The sequence below is a fragment of the Glutamicibacter sp. NPDC055354 genome (assembly GCF_053644955.1).
This window is the reverse complement of the sequence record NZ_JBSHMB010000001.1, coordinates 88,803-108,597: the sequence shown is the minus strand read 5'-3', so window position 1 is coordinate 108,597 and position 19,795 is coordinate 88,803. Positions and strand designations below refer to the sequence as shown.

The following is a 19,795-nucleotide window of genomic DNA, read 5'->3' as shown; positions in this document are numbered from 1 at the left end:
AAGGTCTTACATCCTCTCTGGGGCGGAAACGCCCAGCAGTTCCAATCCATTTGCCAAAATGGTGGTGGCGGCGTCGTTCAGCCACAGGCGGGTGCCGTGCACCGGCGCGACCGCTTCGCCTTCGCCCACCGGGGTGATGCGGGTTGCGGCGTACCACGAGTGGTAGGCGCCGGCGACCTGCTCCAGGTAACGGGCAATGCGGTGCGGTTCGCGGAATTCCGCGGCACCGGCAACCACCGACGGGAACTGGCCGAGCACGGCCAGCAGCTCGTTTTCGGTCGGGTCGGTCAGCAGCGCGGCATCGAAGCCGTCACGGGTCACGCCCTTGGCGGCGGCATTGCGGGCCGCGGCGCACGAACGGGCATGGGCGTACTGGACGTAGAACACCGGGTTGTCATTGGTGTTCTTCTTCAGCTGCTCTGGATCCAGCGCGATCGGCGAATCAGCCGGGAAACGGGCCAGCGAGTAGCGCAGCGCGTCGGCGCCGATCCAGTTGATCAAATCGCGCAGCTCGATGATGTTGCCCGCGCGCTTGGACAGCTTGGCTCCGTTGACGGAGATCAGCTGGCCGATCAGCACCTCGATGTTCTTGTCCTTGTCATCTCCCGCGCAGGCGGCGATCGCCTTCAGGCGGTTGACGTAGCCGTGATGGTCGGCGCCCAGCAGGTAGATCTTCTCTTCGAAGCCGCGGTCCTTCTTGGACAGGTAGTAGGCTGCATCGGCGGCGAAGTAGGTCGGCTCGCCGTTGGCGCGGATCAGCACGCGGTCCTTGTCATCGCCGAAGTCGGTGGTGCGCAGCCAAACCGCGCCCTCCAGATCGAAGATGTGGCCCTGTTCGCGCAGGCGTGCCACGGCGTCAGCCACCGCACCGCCCTCATGCAAGGTGGTTTCGGAGAAGAACACGTCGAAGCTGACGCCGAAGTCGGCCAGGGTGGACTTGATGTCTTCGAGCTGCGCCTTGTAGGCGGCGTCGCGCAGGGCAGGAATTGCTTCTGCTTCGTCCAGCTCGCGCAGCTGCGGGGCTTGGGCCAGGACGGCGTCGCCCAGTTCCTTGATGTATTCGCCCGGGTAGCCGCCCTCTGGCACTGGCAGGCCGTGGATGCGGTTGTACACCGAACGGGCGAAGACGTTCATCTGGTTGCCGGCATCGTTGATGTAGTACTCGCTGGTCACCGAAGCGCCCGAAGCGCGCAGCACGCGGGAGATGGCATCTCCCAGCGCGGCCCAGCGGGTGTGGCCGATGTGCAGCGGGCCGGTGGGGTTCGCGGAAACGAATTCCATGTTGACCACGTGGCCGGCCAGGGCCTCGTTGCTGCCGTAGGCGGAACCCGCCTCGACGATGGTGCGGGCCAGCTCGCCGGCAGCGCCGGCTTCGAGGGTGATGTTCAGGAAGCCGGGACCTGCGATGTCCACGGCGCCGACTCCTGGGACCGAAGCAAGTCGGGTGGCCAGGATCTGGGCGAAGTCGCGCGGGGCCATGCCGGCCTTCTTGCCCAGCTGCAGCGCGATGTTGGTTGCCCAGTCGCCGTGTTCACGGCTTTTCGGGCGGTCCACGCGTACGGTCTCTGGCACCTCGACGGAGATTTCGCCGGCGGCTACGGCTTCGGTGAGGCATGCGGATATTGCTGCGGAGAGTTCTTCAGGAGTCACCGTTCAAGAATACCGGCAATTGCCGTGCTTCTTCAGCATTCATGACTTGCATCGCCTGTGAGACTGGCCCAACCCGGTGACTTTTGCAACACATGGGTGCCAGGGTGCTGGAATTGCGCAGATCAAGTGACGACCTGATAGTATTTTTCCTGTTGCCCAGCAACACGCCTCTGTAGCTCAGTGGATAGAGCGTCTGCCTCCGGAGCAGAAGGCCGAAGGTTCGATTCCTTTCAGGGGCACCACCTAAATTGCAGGTCCTGGTTACCAGGGCCTGCTATTTTTTTCGCTCTTCTTCTCACGCCGCAGCTCGCGCGAGGCCGCGAATAATCTCCTGTCAGCATTTTCTGGCAGCTTCCCCGTCGCCACAACCTTTAGCTTCGGCTAGGCCCTAAACTCGGATAAACCGACAAGCGTTTAAGGGCACCATGAAAAAAACCATTCTCATTACCGGAGCCAGCGACGGGATCGGGGCCGCATCGGCCCGAGAACTGTCACGACAGGGGCACCTGATTGTCGTTGTCGGTCGGTCGCAAACCAAAACCCAGGCCATCGCCCATGAGCTAGGCGCCAGCTATTTCGTGGCAGACTTCAGCCAGCTCGCACAGGTACGCGGCCTGGCCACGCAGTTGCTCCAGAAGTATCCCCGAATTGATGTGCTGGCTAATAATGCCGGCGGGATCAAGGCAGAGCGCGAACTGACCGTGGATGGATTCGAAAAGACTTTCCAAGTCAATCACCTCGCGCCCTTCCTGCTCACGAATCTGTTGTTGCAACGACTAATCGATTCGGGTGCCACGGTCATTCAGACCGCCAGCATGGCTGCGCGTCTCATGGCCAAATTCGACATTGCGGACCTACAGGGCGAAAACAGCTACTCACCGAGGGCCGCCTACGGCAATGCAAAGTTGGCGAACATTCTGTTCACCTCGGAATTACAGCGGCGCTTTGGCGGTTCCGGGCTTAACGCCGTGGCGTTCCACCCCGGGATCGTTGGCACCAGTTTCGCCTCCGACTCCAAGGGGTTATTGAAGTTCCTTTACCACGGTCCGCTTAGGCGCTTCTTCACGGTCGACTCGAGCAAGGGCGCCGACCAGCTCGTCTGGCTTGCGGAGGCGAAGCCTGGCGTGCAATTCGAACCGGGCGCCTACTACGAGTCGGGAAAGATCGCATCGAAGGTCAACCCGCTGATCCATGATGAGGTACTAGCGAAGCAACTCTGGGACCGCTCGGCGGCCTTGCTTCAAATCCAGAACTGCACTTAGGGGATCTTGGAGTCGACCCGACCGGCCTATTCGGGAACTACTGCCGGCATGGACCGGGCTCGTCATCAATCCGAGATGGCGATACCCGCATCAAATTGCCCGTGGCCGCTAACTGCCCACCGCTTGATGGAAAGAGCGATACGCCATCCACTCGACACTGAATTCGCATCGCTGCCATTCAAGAGTTCCTCGGCAAACTACCCGAGCGAAAACGTGGGAAATCGAAGTACTCTCATGAACTCTTGATTTTATCCCGCTAAAAGATAATCTTGACACATGACGAAACGCCTCTTTGGAATCATTTCACTTGCTTCTGTGATTGCTTTGGCACTGTCTTCATGCAGCCCTTCGACTTCCCCTGAGACAGCGCTTGGAGAGATTCCTTCGTCAGATACGTCGGCCAGCACCTCGGAATCGCCAGATTCCCTAAAGAAGCATGCCGAATTCCTCGCCCAGAGCGAAGACTCCTTCCAGATTCTCAATGAAACTCATTCCGTGGGCTCGACCACTCTGCGCCTCGGGGATCTTCCCGGAGGATTTGATTCAGTTGGCTTCATAATTTCATGTGATGCAACGTCCCCTTGGGAGATTATCCTGCTAGGTGGATCAAAAACCGGTGCGAGTGGTTGCGATTCGAATTCAGAAATATATACGAGTCTTTCTACCCCGGCACATCAAATCAACACCAATGAGGTACAGCTCGAATTCAAAGAGCCGGTGGGAGTCTGGGTCACTGTTTATGCCACGAATGAAGAATAAACAGGCGTTTCCGATGTTTCATTTGGACACTAGGCGAAAAGCCTAAAGACATCGCGCGGCAGCTGACTGTCCGCGCTAATGATTCGGCGAAAGCCTAACCGGCATTGCCGAGAGGGAACCAAAGCTCCACTTAGAGCAATAGCCGGGGAAATTTCGCTTTGTATCGCGCTTACGAGATACCCGGATACCAAGAATCCTGAATCACTAGAATTGCAAAGCTTAGGGATCAACCGTGGATGACTGGGACGCCGGATGCTCGGGCGCAGCAGGATACAGTTCCTCCGGTAGCCCTATAGTGAATCCTTCCTCACGGATACTATGGCCACCGACCCACAGTGAGTGCCGAGCATACTGGTTACCGTCAGTCAGGTGAACGGATACTGCGCTTCCAAACTGCTCTCCAACCACGACCGACACATTTTCAGGTGTAATGCCGTGGTTCTCTAGAATCTGCCGAGTCTGGCTGACCATCTCGTCATTCAGGTTTCCTCCTGGAAATGGCGAAGTAACCCGGCAAACTCCAGTGCGATCGCCAGCATACGCAGCAACTACCAATTCCGTGCCCGCCTGCTCTAACGAGCTGACGGGTTTGCGGCCATCGCAGGTTTCATCGGAGTATTTCCCAGTCAAAGAGCAACCCGACAGCAATCCAGTGATGAGAGCCAGACCGACGACTCCTGTCGCTGCAGCTATGTACGCGCTATGGGTTCTCAATAGTCCACCATTCGTTTCGCAGAAGGTGTTAATCCTAGGCAGGTTTATAGCAATGCATCTTTAATTGCATGAATATTTCTCAAATTCATATTGAGTATCGAAGATCAGCTGCATGAGTAAACCCATTAATGCCACCTATGATGCCAGAGCTGCGGCCGCGTATGTCGCGCTCTCTCATGAGCCAGCAGTTGAAACGGCAGAAATCGAGTCTTCCACTATGCCGTACCTCGTGAATTAGAATCTTGACAGCGCAGGCAGGCCGACAGGTGTAGAACTGATCTATCCTGCTGGTCACTGCCCCAGCCATGTCCAGTCTGCTGATCGCCGGCAATGCACGTGCCGAGGCGCTCTATCGCCGTTGCGGGTACCAATGGACAGGACAGCAAGTCATCGACCGGAGCTCGGGACGCGTCGAGCACCGCCTGCGCAAACCGCTGCCTTAAAACCGACAGACCCCGTCTTCTCGTTTATCAGAGAAGACGGGGTCTGTGCCCAGCACTTAATTACTGGAGCATGGTCTTGTCATCGAGCTGTGCGCCCTTGATCTTGCTGAATTCCTCCAGCAGGCCCTTGACGGTCATCTTGGACTTCTCTTCCTGGTCCAGGTCCAGGATGATCTGCCCGTCGTGCATCATGATCAGCCGGGTGCCCAGCTGCAACGCCTGTTCCATATTGTGCGTCACCATCAACGTGGTCAGCTGGTGGCGTTCGACAATTTCCTTGGTCAGGCGCGAGACCAGCGCGGCACGCTGCGGATCCAGGGCCGCGGTGTGCTCATCGAGCAGCAGGATCTTGGGCTTGGAGAAGGTGGCCATCAGCAAGCTCAGCGCCTGGCGCTGGCCGCCCGAGAGCAGGCCCACCTTGGTTTTCAAGCGGCCTTCCAAACCGAGTTCCAGGCTCTTGAGCTCCTCGACGAACAGCTCGCGCCGCTTGGTGCCTACGCCCAGGCCCAGCCCGCGGAAACGGCCGCGGGCGTAGGCCAGAGCCATATTCTCCTCGATGGACATGGTCGGCGCAGTGCCGGCCATCGGGTCCTGGAATACCCGGCCGATGTACTTGGCGCGGGTGTAGTCGGCCATCCTGGTGACGTTCTTCCCCGCGATGGACACCGAACCGGCATCGGGCTGCAGCTTGCCTGCAACCATATTCAGCACGGTGGACTTGCCGGCGCCGTTGGAGCCGATGACGGTGACGAATTCACCGTCGGACAGGTTCAGGTTGATGTTGCGCAGCGCCTTGCGCTCGTTGACAGTTCCCGGGAAGAACGTGCGCGACAGGTTCTTGATTTCAAGCATTGGTGCGAACCTCTTCCTTGGTTTCAACTGCTGCTGGGGTGCGCTTGAAGTTCTTGATGATCTTCTGGAAGCCCTTCCACTTCGGCAGCAGCAGGGCGACGACGACGAGGACCGCGGAGATCAGCTTCATGTCGTTGACCTCCAGGCCTGCCGACAGGGCCATCTGGATCACCAGGCGGTAGATTACTGCGCCGAAGACCACCGCGATGGCGGCCAGCCAGATGTAACGCTGGGTGAAGATCGCCTGGCCGACGATGACCGAGGCCAGGCCGATCAGGATCAGGCCGATGCCCATGCCGATATCGGCGAAGCCCTGGTACTGGGCGATGACCGCACCGGACAGCGCCACCAGTCCGTTGGACAGCGCCAGGCCCAGGATCTTCTGGTTGTCGGTGCTCACGCCGAAGGAACGGATCATTTCCTGGTTGTCGCCGGTGGCCCGCATGGCCATGCCCAGCTCGGTGTGCAAGAACCAGACGATCGCTGCCACGAAGACCAGGCAGACGGCAAAGAGGATGGCCACCGACGCCCATGAGCCGAGCAGGCCCGAGACGCGCATCGGGCTGATCAGGGTCTCCTCCCCCAGCAAGGGGGTGTTGGCCTTGCCCATGATGCGCAGGTTGATCGAGTACAGCGCGATCATGGTCAGGATGCCGGCGAGCAGGCCGTCGATCTTGCCCTTGGTATGCAGCAGGCCGGTAATGACACCGGCAACCATGCCGGCGAAGAAGGCCAGCACGGTGGCCAGCCAGGGATTCATCCCGTTCACGATGCCCACCGAGGCGACGGCGGCACCGGTGGTGAAGCTGCCGTCGACAGTCAGGTCGGGAAAGTCCAGGATACGGAAGGTCAGATACACCCCGAGCGCCATGATGGCGTAAATCAGGCCGAGTTCAACCGCTGTGATCATGTGTGGATCCTTGAGTTGTAAGTTTTGCAGGTAATCACGACGAAAGGCGAGGCACCAGGTTATGCGCCTCGCCTTGCGTCGGTAAGTTGTTGCCGGGGCTTAGTAGACCTCTACGGCTTCGGACTTCATCTCGTCGGTGAATTCGATGCCTGCCTTCTTGGCGGCATCTTCATTCAGGTAGAGATCGACCTCGGAGATGGTCTCCACCGGCAGGGTTGCCGGCTCGGCCTCGCCCTTGAGCAGCTTCACGGCCATGGCAGCGGTCTGCGCGCCCAGCTTCTCGTAGTTGATGCCGTAGGTTGCGGTAGCACCGCGCTTGACGGACTCGCCGTCAGCCGAAATGACCGGCACGCCGTTCTTCTCGGCAACCTGCAGCAGGCCTTCCAGGGCGGAAACGACTGCGTTGTCAGTCGGAACGTAGTACGCGTCGACATCCAGCGAGCTGGCGGCCTGCTGGACTTCGCTGGACGCCGAGACAGCGGCTTCTTCAATGGTCAGCCCCAGGCTCTTGGCTGCTTCCTTGGCCATCTTCACCTGGACTGCGGAGTTGGCTTCGCCCGAGGAGTAGACAATGCCCACCTTCTTGGCATCGGGCACCAGGTCCTTGAGCAACTGCAGCTGCTCGTCGACCGGGTTCATGTCCGAAGTGCCGGTGACGTTCGCGCCCGGAGCTTCATTGGAGGCGACCAGCTTGGCATCAACCGGGTCGGTCACAGCGGAGAAGAGGACCGGTACCTTGGTGATCGCCTGCGCCGCGGCCTGGGCCGACGGGGTAGCAATTGCCAGCACCAGGTCGATATCCGAATCAGCGGCGAGCTTGCCGGCAATCGAGGTGTTGGTAGCCTGATCGGTTTCGGCGTTGTTCTCGTCGTAGCTGATCTTCTCGCCGGTGTAGCCTGCTTCTTCCATGCCTGCCTTGAAGCCGGTGACCACTGCGTCCAGCGAAGGGTGCGAGACGAACTGGGAGATGCCGATCTTGACGGCCTCGTCGCCGCCCTCCGCGGTGCCCTGCTCGCCACTGCCGCCGCAGGCGGTCAGGGCCAGTGCGCCAGCTGCTGCGATGGCAGCGAATTTCATGGCGGTGAAGCTCTTCATTGAAGTTCCTTTCAAAGTTCCCTTGCGAGTGATTCCCACCGATAGCGCGGAAGCCTGATTATGAAGCGCAACTGGTGCGCAGCATGCGGGAACCGTCCAGGCATCACGTCGATGATTACCCCCGATCTTACATGTGAACGACCTCACCTTGCCTACAATCACGGTCGATTCCTAGACGTTTGCATCTTGATACGGATTCTTGTGGACACAAATGCTCCGCAGGGAAGCAGAATCTGGAAGTTTTGTATTTACCGGCCCGAACTTGTCGACAATTGCTTGGACAATCTGAAAATTTGACTCATGGAGCAATGCGTCCGGGAGCACATTTCCTGCCCCGAATCGGGCTTCGGCCCGGCGGCCACCACGAAAATGCGTGGCGCGAATAGAATGGGAACATCATGGCGCTCAGCATTACGTATCCCGAAGCCCTTCCCGTTTCAGCCCGCCGCGAGGACATCCTCGCCGCGGTCCGCGAAAACCAGGTCGTGGTAATCGCCGGCGAAACCGGTTCGGGCAAGACCACCCAGCTTCCCAAGATGCTCATCGAGCTCGGCCTGGCCGAGAAGGGCATGATCGGGCACACCCAGCCGCGCCGCCTGGCCGCGCGCACCGTGGCCGAGCGCATCGCCGAGGAAATGGGCACCGAAATCGGCGAGGAAGTCGGCTTCCACGTGCGCTTCACCGGCGAGGTTTCGCGCAAGACCAAGCTGAAGGTGATGACGGACGGCATCCTGCTGGCCGAGATCAAGCGCGACAAGCTGCTCAAGAAATACTCGGCGATCATCATCGACGAGGCGCATGAGCGCAGCCTGAACATCGACTTCCTGCTGGGCTATCTCAAGCAGATCATGCCCAAGCGCCCCGAGCTGAAGATCATCATCACCTCGGCCACCATTGACCCGCAGCGCTTTGCCGAGCACTTCGGCAAGCCGCTGCCCGGCGGCGGCGTCGAGCCTGCCCCGATCCTGGAGGTCTCCGGGCGCACCTTCCCCGTCGAATTGCGCTACCGCCCGCTGCAGGCCGAGCTCGATGTCGACGCGGACGAGGCCCGGGAGAACTCGCTGGAGGAAGAACGCGACCCACTGGATGCGGTCACCGACGCGGTCAAGGAACTGAGCGGCGAAGCGCCCGGGGACATCCTGATCTTCTTCTCCGGCGAGCGCGAAATCCGCGACGCGGCCGAAGCCTTGCGCGCCATGGTCACCGCCAACAAGCGCCTGCCGCGCTATGAGGTGCTCCCGCTGTTCGCCCGGCTGTCGCTGGCCGAGCAGCACCGGGTCTTCCACCCCGGTGGCGCCCCGCGCATCATCCTGGCCACCAACGTCGCCGAGACCTCGCTGACCGTGCCGGGCATCAAGTACGTGATCGATACCGGCACCGCCCGCATTTCGCGCTATTCTCACCGCACCAAGGTGCAGCGCCTGCCCATCGAGCGCGTTTCGCAGGCCAGCGCCAACCAGCGTTCGGGACGTTGCGGCCGCGTGTCGGAGGGCATCGCCATCCGCTTGTACTCGGAGCCCGACTACGAGGCGCGTCCGGAGTTCACCGACCCGGAAATCCTGCGCACCAACCTGGCCAGCGTGATCCTGCAGATGATCTCCATGGGCGTGGTCGCTTCGGCCACCGAGGTGGCCAGCTTCCCGTTCGTCCAGCCGCCCGAAGCCAAGGCCATCACCGATGGCGTGAACCTGCTGCGCGAGCTCGGTGCGCTGGAGCAGGACAAGGCCGCGAAGCTGACCGAAACCGGCAGGGCGCTGGCGGTGCTGCCGCTGGATGTGCGCCTGGGCCGGATGATCGTCGAGTCCGCACAACGCGGGGTCGCCAAGGAAGTGATGGTGCTGGCTGCCGGGCTGAGCATCCAGGATCCGCGCGAGCGTCCCAGCGAGGAAACCGGGCAGCGTGATCGTGCGGTGGAGCTGCATAAGCGCTTCGCCGATGACAAGTCCGACTTCATTGCGCTGCTGAATTTGTGGGCCTACCTGCAGGAGCAGCAGAAGGACCTGTCCTCCTCCGCTTTCCGCCGGCTGTGCAAGAACGAGTTCATCAACTACCTGCGCGTGCGCGAGTGGCAGGACCTGTTCACCCAGCTGCGCCAGCTGGCCAAGCCGCTGGGCATCACCATGGCGGCCGCCCCGATAGACCCGGCGGCCAATGAGGACCAGGTGCACAAGTCGCTGCTGTCGGGCCTGCTGGGGCACATCGGGCTCTACGATGAGCGCAAGCGCGACTACCTGGGCGCGCGCGGCACCCGTTTTGCGATCTTCCCCGGCTCGGGCCTGTTCAAGAAGTCCCCGACCTGGGTGATGTCCGCCGAGCTGGTGGAAACCTCGCGGCTGTGGGCCCGCACCAACGCGGCCATCTCCCCCGAATGGGTGGAAGAGCTGGCTCCGCACCTGCTCAAGCGCACCCACTCCGAGCCGCACTGGTCCAAGCGCACCGGTTCGGTCATGGGCTACGAGAAGGTCACGCTTTTCGGCCTGCCGATCATCCCGCGCCGCCAGTTCCACTACTGGCGGGTGGATAAGGACCTGGCTCGCGAGCTGTTCATCCGTCACGCGCTGGTGGAGGGCGATTGGCGCACCCACCATAAGTTCTTCGCCAAGAACCGGGCGCTGCTCGAAGAAGTCGAAGAGCTCGAAACCCGCATGCGCCGCCATGACCTGCGCATTTCCGATGAGGACCTGTTCGCCTTCTACGATGCCCGGGTGGGCGCCGAGGTCTACTCGGAGCGCCACTTCGACCGCTGGTGGAAGAAGGCCCGCGCCACCGATCCGTCGCTGCTGGACTTCGACCCCGAGGCGCTGCTGGCCGAGTCCGATGCGGTTGACGAGGCCGCGTTCCCCACCACCTGGCAGCTGGGCAGCATCCACTTGCCGCTGTCCTACGAGTACAACCCGGCGGCCGCCCCGGGAGAAGGCGATGGCGTGTCGCTCACGGTCCCGGTGGTGTTCTTGAACCAGCTGGATCCCGCGCGCTTCGCCTGGCTGATTCCGGGGTTGCGCCACGAGCTGCTCACCGCGCTGATCCGTTCGATGCCCAAGGCCATCCGCAAGAACTTCGTGCCTGCCCCGGATGTGGCGGCCAAGGCGCTGGCCATGCTGGAGGCGGACTTCGATCCGGCGGCCGATGATCTGGCCGATTCCCTGGCCTTGGTGCTGCGCCGGCTGCGCGGCATGGTCGTCGAGCCTTCGGTCTTCGACTTCTCGACCCTGCCTGCGCATCTGCGCTTCGGCTTCACCGTCACCGATGCTTCGGGGAAGGTGCTGGGCAGCGGCGATGACCTGGCCGCCTTGCAGTACAAGTTCGCCGCGGCCAACCGCGCCGCGCTGGCCAGCGGGGTCAACTCCCCCGGTGTCGCCACCGGCAAGCCGGGGATGCCTGGCAAGCCTGCGGCCGCGTCGAAGGCGCAGTCCAAGAAGAAGGGCGCCGCGGCCACCGCATCGGCGGCCACCGGCGCCTGGGACCAGAAGTCGCTGGATCATTGGCCGCAGCTGGAATCATCAGGCGATACCCTGGGCGATACGCTGCCTGCCAAGGTTACCACCACGGTGATGGGCCAGCAGATCACCGCCTATCCGGGGCTGATGGACACCGGCGAAAAGGTCGACCTGAGTGTTTTCCGCACCCAGGCCGAGCGCGATGCGGCGCACCGAACCGGTGTCATCCGGTTGCTGATGCTGCGCTTGCCGCCTGCCGGGAAGTTCGTGATTTCGCACCTGAAGAACGCTGAGAAGCTGGTGTTCACGCAGAACCCGCACGGGTCCATCGAGAAGCTGATTGCCGATTGCACCATGGCCGCGATAGACCAGCTGGTGCCCGAGAAGCTGCCGATGAACCGCGCCGAATTCGAGGCGCTGTTCGAGACGGTGCGCGCCGAGCAGATCGACACGGTCTTCACGATTACCGCGATCGTGGCGAAGGTCTTTGGCTCCTCGACCCGGATCAACAAGGATCTGAAGAGCACCAACTCCCTGGCGATGTTCGCGGCAGTCACCGATATCCGCTCCCAGCTCGAGCAGCTGATCTATCCGGGCTTCATCGCGGCCACCGGGGCAGCGAACCTGATGCGCCTGCCGCGCTATGTGCAGGGCATCGAGAAGCGCTTGGAGAAGCTGCGCGCAGGTGCTGTCACCCGTGATTCCCAGGCCCTGGTCGTGATCCAGAAGCTGGAAGACGAATACGATACCGCCCTGGATCGGGTTCCGCCCGGAGCCCGGGTGCCGGCGGACTTGGCCCAGGTGAAGTGGATGCTGGAGGAAATGCGCATTTCGCTGTTCGCCCAGGAGCTGGGCACCGCCTATTCGGTCAGCGAAAAGCGCATCCGCAAGGCGATCAAGGATTCGCTGGCGCAGCTATAGCGGCCAGCTGAGGATCCCAACGTAGACGGCGGTGCCGCCCAGCACGCTGAGCACCGCATTGGACTTGAGCAGGTGCAGCACCACGGTGGCCGCCAGGGCGGTGGCCACCGGCCACGCCACGGCCGGATCCGCAATGCCGGCAGGCACCGTGGAAGCAACCAGCACCACCATGATTCCCAAGGGCATGCGCAGCGCCAGGTAGTTGATGAACGCGTTGCTGCGCAATTTGGCGATGAAGGCGAAGGGCAAGGCACGCAGCCCGAAGGTCACTGCGGTGCTCAACGCGATGGCCGAGAAGAGGTAGAGGCTATCGGGCATCGGCTGCTTCTCCCGCCTGCTGCCCGCCGGCCTGCTGAGCGGTGCCGGTGCGCCGGCGCAGCAGGTAGGCCGCCGCAAGTCCGGCAAGGAAAATCGCCATGGCTACCACCATCATGCTCTGCGGTGCGATCCAGCTGGCCGCCACGGCGCTGATCAGCGCCAGCATGGACAGCGGCACACTGCGGTAGGCCTTGAACGCTTCGATCGCCAGCACGGCAAACAATGCGGTCACCGCGAATTCCAGGCCCCTGATGGATTCGGGGATCATTGCGCCCAACAGCGATCCGCCCAGCACGCTGGTGGTCCAGCTTGCATGGAACAGGCTCTGGATGGCCAGGATCCGCGTCGAGGAATAGTCCTTCCGCTCGGCCTGCAGGGTCAGCGCATAGGCCTCATCGGTCAGTGCAAACATGCTGTAGAACTTCGCCCCCTGGCCCTTGACCCGGTGCAGCGGGAAAGAGATCGCATAGAATACGTGGCGGAAATTGACTACCAGCGTGGTCAGGGCGATATGGGACAGCGGCGCCACGGCGGCAAGCAGCCCGATCAAGAGGAATTCCAGGGAACCGGCGAACACCAGCCCGGCAAGCAAGGGAGCTGACCACCAGGGCAATCCCGAGCGCACCAGCAGCACGCCCAGGGCCAGGCCCAATGGCATGACCGCAAGACTGGCGGGAAGCACATTTTTCGCGCCCAGCCTGATCTGCTGCCATCGGTCCTCTTCGGACAAAGGCCGGGAACCTTTAATTGCCAGTTTTTCGCTCATGAAGCAATATTAGGAAATTCCAAGCCAAATATGGTTGCTGATTCTAGCCAACTGACGGGTTGGATCGGCAATAATAGATGCATGGATGATCTTGACCGCGCAATTATTGCCGAACTGGAAAATGACGGCCGCATCAGCAACCTCGAGCTCTCGCGCAGGGTGGGCCTGACCCCCGCTCCCTGCCTGCGTCGCGTCCAGCGCCTGGAGGCCGAGGGAATCATCCATGGCTACAAGGCGATCGTCAATCCCAAGGCCTATGGCAGGGGCTTCGAGGTCACCGTGGCCATTGACGTCGAAATGAACAACGAGCACAGCCTCGACGAATTCGAGAAGGCGGTGGACACCGTTGCCGGCGTCACCGAAATACGCCGCCTCTACGGCCAGCCCGACTACTTCCTGCGCATCCAGGTGGCCGATGCCGAGGCCTACGACCGGGACCTGATTCCCAAGCTGACCGCGCTGCCGGCGGTCCGCCGCGTCACCTCCCACATGACCATGCGCCGGGTGAAGGGCTAGGCACTGCGGGCGTGGCGATCACCTGCACGTCATCTTCGTAGATGATGGTGCCCGGAGCACTGCTTTCCAGCATCTCCCAGCCGATCCGGTGCGCGTCGTGCAACCGCACCTAGGGCTCGACGCGCGCCAGCAGGTGCTGCGCGCTGCCCCTGAACCACGCCACGGCCCCGGGGTTGATCGCATGGTCGTAGATTGCCCGATGGGTGCGGCTCGGGTTCGGATAGGCAGCGTCGTACCAGTCATTGCCCGCACGCAAGATGGCGTGTTCGGCGGCGCTCAGCTTCCCGCCGCGGCCCAGGGAATTGGCCAGCGCGAAAATCCCCAGGTGCACGCCGCGGTGATTGGGCTCGGTGCCCTGGTAGCGGATGAATTGCACCGGCTAGGCCTCGGGCACGAATTCCCCATGGCCATCTTCGCGCAGGCCCGCGCGAAGCGCTTGCGCGTTCTTGTCCATGGCCGCCGGATCCGGGTTATCGGCCGCATTGGACAGGTCGAAGTCCGCCAGCGAGTTGGTCGGCCAGACATGCACATGCAGGTGCGGCACCTCGAATCCGGCGATCATCAGGCCCGCGCGCTGCGCGGAGAACACGCGCTTCTGGGTGCGCCCGATCTTGGCCGCGACCAGGGTCAGGTGCGCAACCAGCTCGTCGGAGGCATCGGTGAACTCGTCGATTTCCTCGCGCGGAACCACCAGTGCGTGCCCGTCGGAGAGCGGCCCGATGGACAAGAACGCCACGCAGGTTTCGTCCTCCCACACGAAGCGGCCCGGGATCTGCCCGTTGATGATCTTGGTGAACAGCGTACTCATTGCTGCCTTTCTTGCTCGATGGCTGAATTCTAGTGGCGGTGCTTCTCGTCGCTCGTGGCGACCGGCGCATCCGGGTAGGAGCAGTATTCGGACCAGCTGCCGGGGAAAAGCCCCAGTGGGATCCCGGCACTTGCCGCGGCCAATACCTGGTGCGTCGCGGTGATCCCCGAACCGCAGTAGGCGGCCGATCCCGGCCTGTGGGCACCCAGCGTCACGAAGCTGGAATGCAGCACCTCCGGCGCCCGGAAACGCATCTGCGCGTCGAGGTTGTCGGTGGTGGGACGGTTCAGCGCACCGGGAATATGCCCGGCCACCGGGTCGATGGGCTCCTCGATGCCCAGGTAGCGCGCGGTGGCCCGCGAGTCGATCAGCGTGCCGGGCAAGGTGTCCAGCTCCTCGTACTCCACCACCGGCATCCGGCCCCACGACAGCGAAACGCTGCCCTTGGCGGCCTGCTCGTAGCCCAGCGCCAGCTCTCCGCCGGCGTCCGTCCAGGCCCCGAGCCCGCCGTCGAGCACCTGCACGCGGTCGAATCCGGCATGGCGCAGCAGCCACCAGGCCCGGGCCGCGGCGAGGGCTCCGGAGTTGTCGTACGCCACCACGTGGCTCTGGGCATTGATGCCCCAGCCGCGCGCGGCCTGCTCGAAGTCCGCCGGCAAAGGCAGCGGGTGGCGGCCGGTATGCTCGCCCGGCGCACCGGAAAGCTCTTTTTCCAGGTCAGCGAACACCGCGCCGGGGATATGCCCGGCAGCGTAGCTCTGCGCCCCGTCGTCGCGGCCCAGGACCCACCGCACATCGAGCAGCACCGGCTGGCCCCCGGCGTCCAGGATTTCGCGAAGCTGCGCGGCGCTTATCAAGGGGTTCATTCGTTGGTGCCTCCCAGCAACTCGTCGAGATGATGTTCGATTCCAGGTTCCAAGCGCACATAGCTGCATCCTGCCCGCTGGGCGATCGCGCCGAGCTGGCGATCGAAAAGCCCAAGTCCGTTGGCGTTGAGCAGCCCGTCGTGGATCGGCATCCAGCACCTAGCATCCACGGCCACCGCGAAGTCGGCAGCCTCGGCCATCTTGCCCCACGGGGCCATCACCGGCAGCAGCAGCACATCCGGCTGCGCCCCCACCGGCACCTGGTAGCTGTCGCCCGGGTGGAAGACCTCCAGCTGGCCTACCGCGCGGTCCCCCAGGAGGTAGCCCACGTTGGCAACCACTGCAATGGAATGGTGGATGGTGGCGTGGGTGCCTCCGAAAGTCCGTACCCGAATGCCGCCGACGATGAAGTCGGCCCCGGCTCGCACCGTCACCACCTGGGATTGGGCCGCTGGCGGCAGCTGGTCGCGCATCGCCTGCGCCAGCGCGGCCGGCGCGTAGAGCTCCAGGATGGAATTCGCCTCCAGCGCGGCGGCAATGGCCGGCTGGTCGGCATGGTCAGCATGCTCATGGGTGACCAGCACGGCATTGATGCCGTCGAACGCGTCGTCAAGCTGCGAAAATCCGCCCGGATCCAGCAAGACCTTGCCGTCGATCGTGCTCGCTTCCAAGCAGGAATGGCCCCTAAGTTTGATGCGCATATCCTTAGCGTAGGCTCAGCGCCCCGCCCATGCCAGAGCCAGACACGCATTGCAACGCAAAGTTGGCTAAAATTGAGGGAAACCGCAGGTGATTGGCCCAGTTCGCTGGCTTATCGCCGGTCCGCAACAAACTCAAGGAATGGTGCACGTCGATGTCCCAGCCAGAAACCCGGGTCACCAAGCAGCGCCTGGCCGTCACCGAGGCACTGGGCGAGGTCGATGATTTCGCCACCGCCCAGCAGCTGCATCGCTGGCTGCAGGATTCGGAGAAGAAGGTTTCGCTGGCCACCGTGTACCGCCTGCTGCAGTCCATGGCCGACGATGGCCTGGTCGATGTGCTGCGCAGCGGAGATGGCGAAGCCCGCTTCCGCCAGTGCGTCACCGAGGTCCACCACCATCACCTGGTCTGCCGCGTTTGCTCCAAGACCGTCGAGGTACTTGCCCCTTCCGTCGAGCGCTGGGCCGCTCGGGTTGCCGCGGAGCACGACTTCTCCGATCCCGAGCACACCGTGGAAATCTACGGCCTCTGCGCCGACTGCCGTGCCAAAGCCAAGGCTGGCGCCCCCGCTGCCTCGTAGCCCTTTCCGCTACCTGGACCTGGGTCCAGCGGACTGTTCGGCGCCCCAAGAGTTCGGTAATCCCCAGCTGAATCATTCGAAGACATATTCGAACAATGGGCGTATACTAGTACTATGCTCGAAGCAAAGGCGCACGGAAACAGCCTAGCCCGCCCAGCAGATCAGCCGGATTTCGAATCCCACCTGATCCAGCTGCAGAACGACCTGTCATGGTTCCATGACCACGGCGGCAAGGCCGCGTGCGCCCGGGTTATCGAATCCGTCGAAGGACTGGTCTCATCCTTGCGCTATCAGCAAGCCGGCCTGGCTCACCAGTTGGAGAAGGAAGTCCTGCGCGAGAATGAAGAGCGCGGCACCAACATCGATGACCAGGTCCGCGGAGCGGCCAGCCGCGTTGCCATCGCCCGCAAGCAGACTCAACGCGGTTCCAGGAACTACCTGGCCAATTGCCGCATCCTCTTCGAGGACACCCCGAATATCGCTGCCGCATTCTCCCGTGGTGAATTCACCGAAGCGCAGATCAACGCGATGCTCACCCCGCTGCAGGAAGTCCGGCCATTGCGCCGCACCGAGTTCGATGCGATCTACGGGCAGAATCCAGACATGTTCGAATCCATGGGCCCCAAGCGCATCAAGGAAACGGTCACCAGCTTCACGATCAAGTACGCATCGGACCGGGAAGACAAGAAGCTGAAGGAAGCCAACCAGCAACGCTACGTTCGCTTCCGCACCGATCGGGAAGCAGGGTGCGTCTTCCTCCAGGCCCGTCTGCCTATCGTTGGCGGAACCGGATTGCAGATGACGCTGCGAAACCAGTCATGCAGGATCAAGCGCAAGGGCGATGCCCGCACCCGCACCCAGATCCAGGCCGATCTGCTGGCCCGCTACATGTTCTTCGATGAAAACAATGAGCAGAAGATCAACGTCCAGCTCGGACTGGTCATGACCGATAGAGCGCTGTTCATGGGTGATCGCGAACCGGCCTACTTGGAAGGCTACGGCTTCATCCCCGCGCAGACTGCGCGGGAACTCATTGGCGGCCACCAGATTCCCAACGAGCTGACCTTCGCGGAAATGGAAGCCGAACTCGCCCCCGAGAATATTGAGCGGATCGAAGTGATGACGGAGATAACTCGTCTCTACACCGCTCCCGGGGACCAGGAACTAATCGCGATGGATTCCAAAGCCCGGATCTTCCCGGATAAGCTCAAGAGGTTCATCGGGATTCGCGATCGGCATTGCCGAACGCCCTTCTGCGACGGGCTGGTCGAAGAAACAGACCACGTGCTCCAGTATGCACGTGGCGGCAAGACGACCGTGGCCAATGCTTCGGGCCGTTGCGCGACCTGCAACAAGGCAAAGCAGGCCGACGGCTGGTACGAGTACACCGCTTTCCGCGATCGGCACTCGATGATGATCTGTCCGGGGTCGGCAATGTCCTATCGATCCACTGCGCCACCGGCAACTGGATTCATGCACAAGCCATTCCCGCAACTAATGCGCGACTCGAAATGGTTCGCTGATTTCAAGGAACGGCTCACCAGGCCCGACGGACCAGGAACTACTGAAACCTAGGCAACGGCGCGCGTTCTGCCGCGCCCATGCCGCGCGGCCCCTCACCTTTCTGCAATTTACCGCACGAGGGCCAGCCCCGGACCCGTCAGGCCCACAGCGTGCTTGCTTCGGCCTGAAACCAGCATCAGCAGTTCCAGGCGCGGTCCTGCAATCTGCGGGCCGATGCCCAGCCGGAAGCCTTCGTCGTCGCTGCACAGCTGGACCCTGCTCGCTAATTCCTTGGCACCCCCAACACCTTGCGGCGTGGCTGCCTGGTATTTGATTGCTGGCTCCAGGGATTCTGCAGGATAGGCCCGTTTCAGGCCCACGGCACGACGGATGTCTTCCCCATGGGCGATTTCCTCCACCAACCGGCTGGCAATCGGAACCGGTGGAGTGGCCCGCAAAGCCGCGACCTCAACGAGCCTGCGCAATGTCCCATCGGGAGTTGCGGCCTTCTCGGCGGCCACGCCATTGTCGTTCTGGCGGTCCAAGCTGAATCCGGCCTTGGGCATCCCGGCAAGCAGGCGGAAGAAAGTCGCACGCGCGTTATCTGCCAAATGAGCAGCCACGTCATGGACGCTCCACCCATCGCACAGGGAGGGAACTTCCCACTGATCCGGATCCAAAGTTCCCAGATCATCGATCAGGGCCAGGCGTTCGGCATGCACCAATGGCCAGATTTCACTGGCTGGAATTTTGCTCATGCTCCAGCTTGGAGGTTCGGCTGCCGGCTAGTCAACCGAGCCCGGAACCAGCGGGGGCGCGCTGGCCGAATGCAGCTCCTAGACTTGGTGGCGGCGAGGGGAACGCACCGCTTCGATTCCGCGGCAGACCACATAGATCACGAACGAAATCGTGGTCACATACGGACTGATCGGCAAGGAACCAGCCAACGCAAGAAGGATGCCGCCCACGACAGCCAGTTCCGCGAACACGATGGAGAGCACGACGGTGATGACCGGATTGGAGCTCACACGCATGGCGGCTGCGGCGGGCGTGATAAGCAGCGCCAGCACCAGCAAGGCACCGACCACTTGAATCGTCACCGCTACAGCCAGCGCCAGGATCATCATGAAGACGATGGACAGGCCAGCCGTGCGCACGCCCCGGGCATTGGCAACCACCGGGTCCACCGAAGCGAAGGTCAGCGGACGCCAAATAACCAGCAGCGCGATCACTACCACCGCCGAAAGGACCAGCATTCCTGTCAATTGCACGTCATCCACGGCCACGATCTGGCCGGTCAGCAGGCCAAACTTATTGGCGCTTCGCCCCTCATACAGCGAAAGGAACAAGATGCCCAGGCCAAGGCCGAAAGGCATCAGCACGCCGGTGATGGAATTCCGGTCCCTCGCCCGGGTTCCGAGAATGCCAAGGATCAGCGCCGCGATCATGGACCCGAACACCGAGCCAGTCACCACGTCGGCTCCGATGAGCAAGGCGAAGGCCGCCCCCGCAAAGGACAGCTCAGCGATGCCGTGCACGGCGAAAGCCATGTCCCGCATCATGATGAAGATGCCGATCAGACCGCCAACCACGCCCAGAACTGCACCGGCAATCAGGGAATTGGTCACCAGCGGAAGCAGCAGTCCGTAATCCTGGAAGTTGAACGCCTTCTCGATGAGATCCGAAAAGTCCATGT

General features: G+C 62.2%; 20 protein-coding genes and 1 tRNA gene. 9 read left to right on the top strand and 12 right to left on the bottom strand.

The genetic code is table 11. The features are described 5' to 3' along the window. Positions 1–6: 6 nt before the first annotated feature. Positions 7–1,650 carry an arginine--tRNA ligase gene (gene argS / locus ACWICV_RS00535; RefSeq protein WP_454090934.1) on the bottom strand — a complete coding sequence of 548 codons (1,644 nt, stop codon included), beginning with the start codon at positions 1,648–1,650 and terminating at the stop codon, positions 7–9. A gap of 166 nt (positions 1,651–1,816) precedes the next feature. On the opposite strand from argS, the gene ACWICV_RS00530 reads away from it, so the two are divergent. The 5 genes from ACWICV_RS00530 to ACWICV_RS00510 all read left to right on the top strand — a co-directional run bounded on the left by ACWICV_RS00530 (position 1,817) and on the right by ACWICV_RS00510 (position 4,828). Further along, positions 1,817–1,892 (top strand) — tRNA-Arg (locus ACWICV_RS00530). Between the two features lie 183 nt (positions 1,893–2,075). Next, positions 2,076–2,912, top strand: a complete 837-nt coding sequence (locus ACWICV_RS00525; protein ID WP_402473796.1) for an SDR family NAD(P)-dependent oxidoreductase — start codon at positions 2,076–2,078, stop codon at positions 2,910–2,912. A gap of 276 nt (positions 2,913–3,188) precedes the next feature. Beyond that, complete coding sequence (locus tag ACWICV_RS00520) at positions 3,189–3,671, top strand: hypothetical protein (RefSeq protein ID WP_400290754.1); 483 nt, start codon at positions 3,189–3,191, stop codon at positions 3,669–3,671. A gap of 826 nt (positions 3,672–4,497) precedes the next feature. After that, positions 4,498–4,623, top strand: a complete 126-nt coding sequence (locus tag ACWICV_RS00515; protein ID WP_402473795.1) for a hypothetical protein — start codon at positions 4,498–4,500, stop codon at positions 4,621–4,623. Between the two features lie 67 nt (positions 4,624–4,690). Then, the gene (locus tag ACWICV_RS00510; protein ID WP_402473794.1) at positions 4,691–4,828 is read left to right on the top strand and encodes a hypothetical protein; all 138 of its coding nucleotides are present in this window, start codon (positions 4,691–4,693) and stop codon (positions 4,826–4,828) included. A 60-nt stretch (positions 4,829–4,888) separates the two neighbouring features. Here ACWICV_RS00510 and ACWICV_RS00505 read toward each other — a convergent pair whose 3' ends face one another. The 3 genes from ACWICV_RS00505 to ACWICV_RS00495 form a co-directional block, all read right to left on the bottom strand. Continuing rightward, the gene (locus ACWICV_RS00505) at positions 4,889–5,680 is read right to left on the bottom strand and encodes an ABC transporter ATP-binding protein (protein ID WP_105662577.1); all 792 of its coding nucleotides are present in this window, start codon (positions 5,678–5,680) and stop codon (positions 4,889–4,891) included. After that, positions 5,673–6,590 carry an ABC transporter permease gene (locus tag ACWICV_RS00500; protein ID WP_105658396.1) on the bottom strand — a complete coding sequence of 306 codons (918 nt, stop codon included), beginning with the start codon at positions 6,588–6,590 and terminating at the stop codon, positions 5,673–5,675. The genes ACWICV_RS00505 and ACWICV_RS00500 overlap by 8 nt, the downstream gene beginning before the upstream one ends. Positions 6,591–6,689: 99 nt before the next feature. Next, positions 6,690–7,685 (bottom strand): ABC transporter substrate-binding protein, encoded by a 996-nt coding sequence (locus ACWICV_RS00495; protein WP_332731187.1) that lies wholly within the window; start codon positions 7,683–7,685, stop codon positions 6,690–6,692. A gap of 398 nt (positions 7,686–8,083) precedes the next feature. On the opposite strand from ACWICV_RS00495, the gene hrpA reads away from it, so the two are divergent. After that, entirely contained in the window at positions 8,084–12,043 is a 3,960-nt protein-coding gene (gene hrpA / locus ACWICV_RS00490; RefSeq protein WP_402473793.1) for an ATP-dependent RNA helicase HrpA, read from the top strand. On the opposite strand, the gene ACWICV_RS00485 is transcribed toward hrpA, so the two are convergent. Together ACWICV_RS00485 and ACWICV_RS00480 are read right to left on the bottom strand one after the other, a co-directional pair. After that, positions 12,038–12,361: a branched-chain amino acid transporter permease gene (locus tag ACWICV_RS00485; protein WP_105658393.1), complete on the bottom strand. Its 324-nt coding sequence runs from the start codon at positions 12,359–12,361 to the stop codon at positions 12,038–12,040. The two genes, hrpA and ACWICV_RS00485, sit on opposite strands and share 6 nt — an antisense overlap. Beyond that, positions 12,351–13,127 carry an AzlC family ABC transporter permease gene (locus ACWICV_RS00480; RefSeq protein WP_133834477.1) on the bottom strand — a complete coding sequence of 259 codons (777 nt, stop codon included), beginning with the start codon at positions 13,125–13,127 and terminating at the stop codon, positions 12,351–12,353. The genes ACWICV_RS00485 and ACWICV_RS00480 overlap by 11 nt, the downstream gene beginning before the upstream one ends. Positions 13,128–13,208: 81 nt before the next feature. Here ACWICV_RS00480 and ACWICV_RS00475 point away from each other — a divergent pair, with 81 nt between their 5' ends. Further along, positions 13,209–13,643: an Lrp/AsnC family transcriptional regulator gene (locus ACWICV_RS00475; protein ID WP_105658391.1), complete on the top strand. Its 435-nt coding sequence runs from the start codon at positions 13,209–13,211 to the stop codon at positions 13,641–13,643. Positions 13,644–13,752: 109 nt separating this feature from the next. Here the strand turns inward: ACWICV_RS00475 and ACWICV_RS00470 are convergent, their stop codons facing one another. From ACWICV_RS00470 to ACWICV_RS00455, 4 genes are read right to left on the bottom strand one after another with little or no spacing between them, the layout of a single operon-like run. Then, positions 13,753–14,019, bottom strand: a complete 267-nt coding sequence (locus ACWICV_RS00470; RefSeq protein WP_402473792.1) for a hypothetical protein — start codon at positions 14,017–14,019, stop codon at positions 13,753–13,755. A 3-nt stretch (positions 14,020–14,022) separates the two neighbouring features. Next, positions 14,023–14,451: an HIT family protein gene (locus ACWICV_RS00465; RefSeq protein WP_105658389.1), complete on the bottom strand. Its 429-nt coding sequence runs from the start codon at positions 14,449–14,451 to the stop codon at positions 14,023–14,025. Between the two features lie 29 nt (positions 14,452–14,480). Beyond that, on the bottom strand, positions 14,481–15,317 hold the full coding sequence (locus tag ACWICV_RS00460) for a sulfurtransferase (RefSeq protein WP_402473791.1): 837 nt from the start codon (positions 15,315–15,317) through the stop codon (positions 14,481–14,483). After that, positions 15,314–16,018, bottom strand: coding sequence for an MBL fold metallo-hydrolase (locus ACWICV_RS00455; protein WP_400290739.1), 705 nt, complete (start codon positions 16,016–16,018; stop codon positions 15,314–15,316). Before ACWICV_RS00455 ends, ACWICV_RS00460 begins: the two co-directional genes overlap by 4 nt. 152 nt (positions 16,019–16,170) lie before the next feature. On the opposite strand from ACWICV_RS00455, the gene ACWICV_RS00450 reads away from it, so the two are divergent. Both ACWICV_RS00450 and ACWICV_RS00445 read left to right on the top strand, forming a co-directional pair. Further along, on the top strand, positions 16,171–16,596 hold the full coding sequence (locus tag ACWICV_RS00450) for a Fur family transcriptional regulator (RefSeq protein WP_105658386.1): 426 nt from the start codon (positions 16,171–16,173) through the stop codon (positions 16,594–16,596). Between the two features lie 114 nt (positions 16,597–16,710). After that, entirely contained in the window at positions 16,711–18,171 is a 1,461-nt protein-coding gene (locus tag ACWICV_RS00445) for an HNH endonuclease (RefSeq protein ID WP_332594810.1), read from the top strand. A gap of 56 nt (positions 18,172–18,227) precedes the next feature. On the opposite strand, the gene ACWICV_RS00440 is transcribed toward ACWICV_RS00445, so the two are convergent. Together ACWICV_RS00440 and ACWICV_RS00435 are read right to left on the bottom strand one after the other, a co-directional pair. Further along, positions 18,228–18,857, bottom strand: a complete 630-nt coding sequence (locus tag ACWICV_RS00440; RefSeq protein WP_454090935.1) for a maleylpyruvate isomerase family mycothiol-dependent enzyme — start codon at positions 18,855–18,857, stop codon at positions 18,228–18,230. A gap of 78 nt (positions 18,858–18,935) precedes the next feature. Beyond that, on the bottom strand, positions 18,936–19,793 hold the full coding sequence (locus ACWICV_RS00435; protein WP_105658383.1) for a metal ABC transporter permease: 858 nt from the start codon (positions 19,791–19,793) through the stop codon (positions 18,936–18,938). Positions 19,794–19,795: the final 2 nt, after the last annotated feature.

Excerpts from the sequence above, each read along its gene's own strand:
- ACWICV_RS00525 (WP_402473796.1), top strand. The coding sequence starts at position 2,076 with ATGAAAAAAACCATTCTCATTACCGGAGCCAGCGACGGGATCGGGGCC.
- ACWICV_RS00450 (WP_105658386.1), top strand. The coding sequence starts at position 16,171 with ATGTCCCAGCCAGAAACCCGGGTCACCAAGCAGCGCCTGGCCGTCACC.
- ACWICV_RS00485 (WP_105658393.1), bottom strand. The coding sequence starts at position 12,361 with ATGCCCGATAGCCTCTACCTCTTCTCGGCCATCGCGTTGAGCACCGCA.
- ACWICV_RS00435 (WP_105658383.1), bottom strand. The coding sequence starts at position 19,793 with ATGGACTTTTCGGATCTCATCGAGAAGGCGTTCAACTTCCAGGATTAC.
- ACWICV_RS00495 (WP_332731187.1), bottom strand. The coding sequence starts at position 7,685 with ATGAAGAGCTTCACCGCCATGAAATTCGCTGCCATCGCAGCAGCTGGC.
- ACWICV_RS00480 (WP_133834477.1), bottom strand. The coding sequence starts at position 13,127 with ATGAGCGAAAAACTGGCAATTAAAGGTTCCCGGCCTTTGTCCGAAGAG.
- ACWICV_RS00505 (WP_105662577.1), bottom strand. The coding sequence starts at position 5,680 with ATGCTTGAAATCAAGAACCTGTCGCGCACGTTCTTCCCGGGAACTGTC.
- ACWICV_RS00445 (WP_332594810.1), top strand. The coding sequence starts at position 16,711 with ATGCTCGAAGCAAAGGCGCACGGAAACAGCCTAGCCCGCCCAGCAGAT.
- ACWICV_RS00460 (WP_402473791.1), bottom strand. The coding sequence starts at position 15,317 with ATGAACCCCTTGATAAGCGCCGCGCAGCTTCGCGAAATCCTGGACGCC.
- hrpA (WP_402473793.1), top strand. The coding sequence starts at position 8,084 with ATGGCGCTCAGCATTACGTATCCCGAAGCCCTTCCCGTTTCAGCCCGC.
- ACWICV_RS00520 (WP_400290754.1), top strand. The coding sequence starts at position 3,189 with ATGACGAAACGCCTCTTTGGAATCATTTCACTTGCTTCTGTGATTGCT.
- ACWICV_RS00455 (WP_400290739.1), bottom strand. The coding sequence starts at position 16,018 with ATGCGCATCAAACTTAGGGGCCATTCCTGCTTGGAAGCGAGCACGATC.
- ACWICV_RS00500 (WP_105658396.1), bottom strand. The coding sequence starts at position 6,590 with ATGATCACAGCGGTTGAACTCGGCCTGATTTACGCCATCATGGCGCTC.
- ACWICV_RS00515 (WP_402473795.1), top strand. The coding sequence starts at position 4,498 with ATGAGTAAACCCATTAATGCCACCTATGATGCCAGAGCTGCGGCCGCG.
- ACWICV_RS00510 (WP_402473794.1), top strand. The coding sequence starts at position 4,691 with ATGTCCAGTCTGCTGATCGCCGGCAATGCACGTGCCGAGGCGCTCTAT.
- ACWICV_RS00440 (WP_454090935.1), bottom strand. The coding sequence starts at position 18,857 with ATGAGCAAAATTCCAGCCAGTGAAATCTGGCCATTGGTGCATGCCGAA.
- ACWICV_RS00475 (WP_105658391.1), top strand. The coding sequence starts at position 13,209 with ATGGATGATCTTGACCGCGCAATTATTGCCGAACTGGAAAATGACGGC.
- ACWICV_RS00465 (WP_105658389.1), bottom strand. The coding sequence starts at position 14,451 with ATGAGTACGCTGTTCACCAAGATCATCAACGGGCAGATCCCGGGCCGC.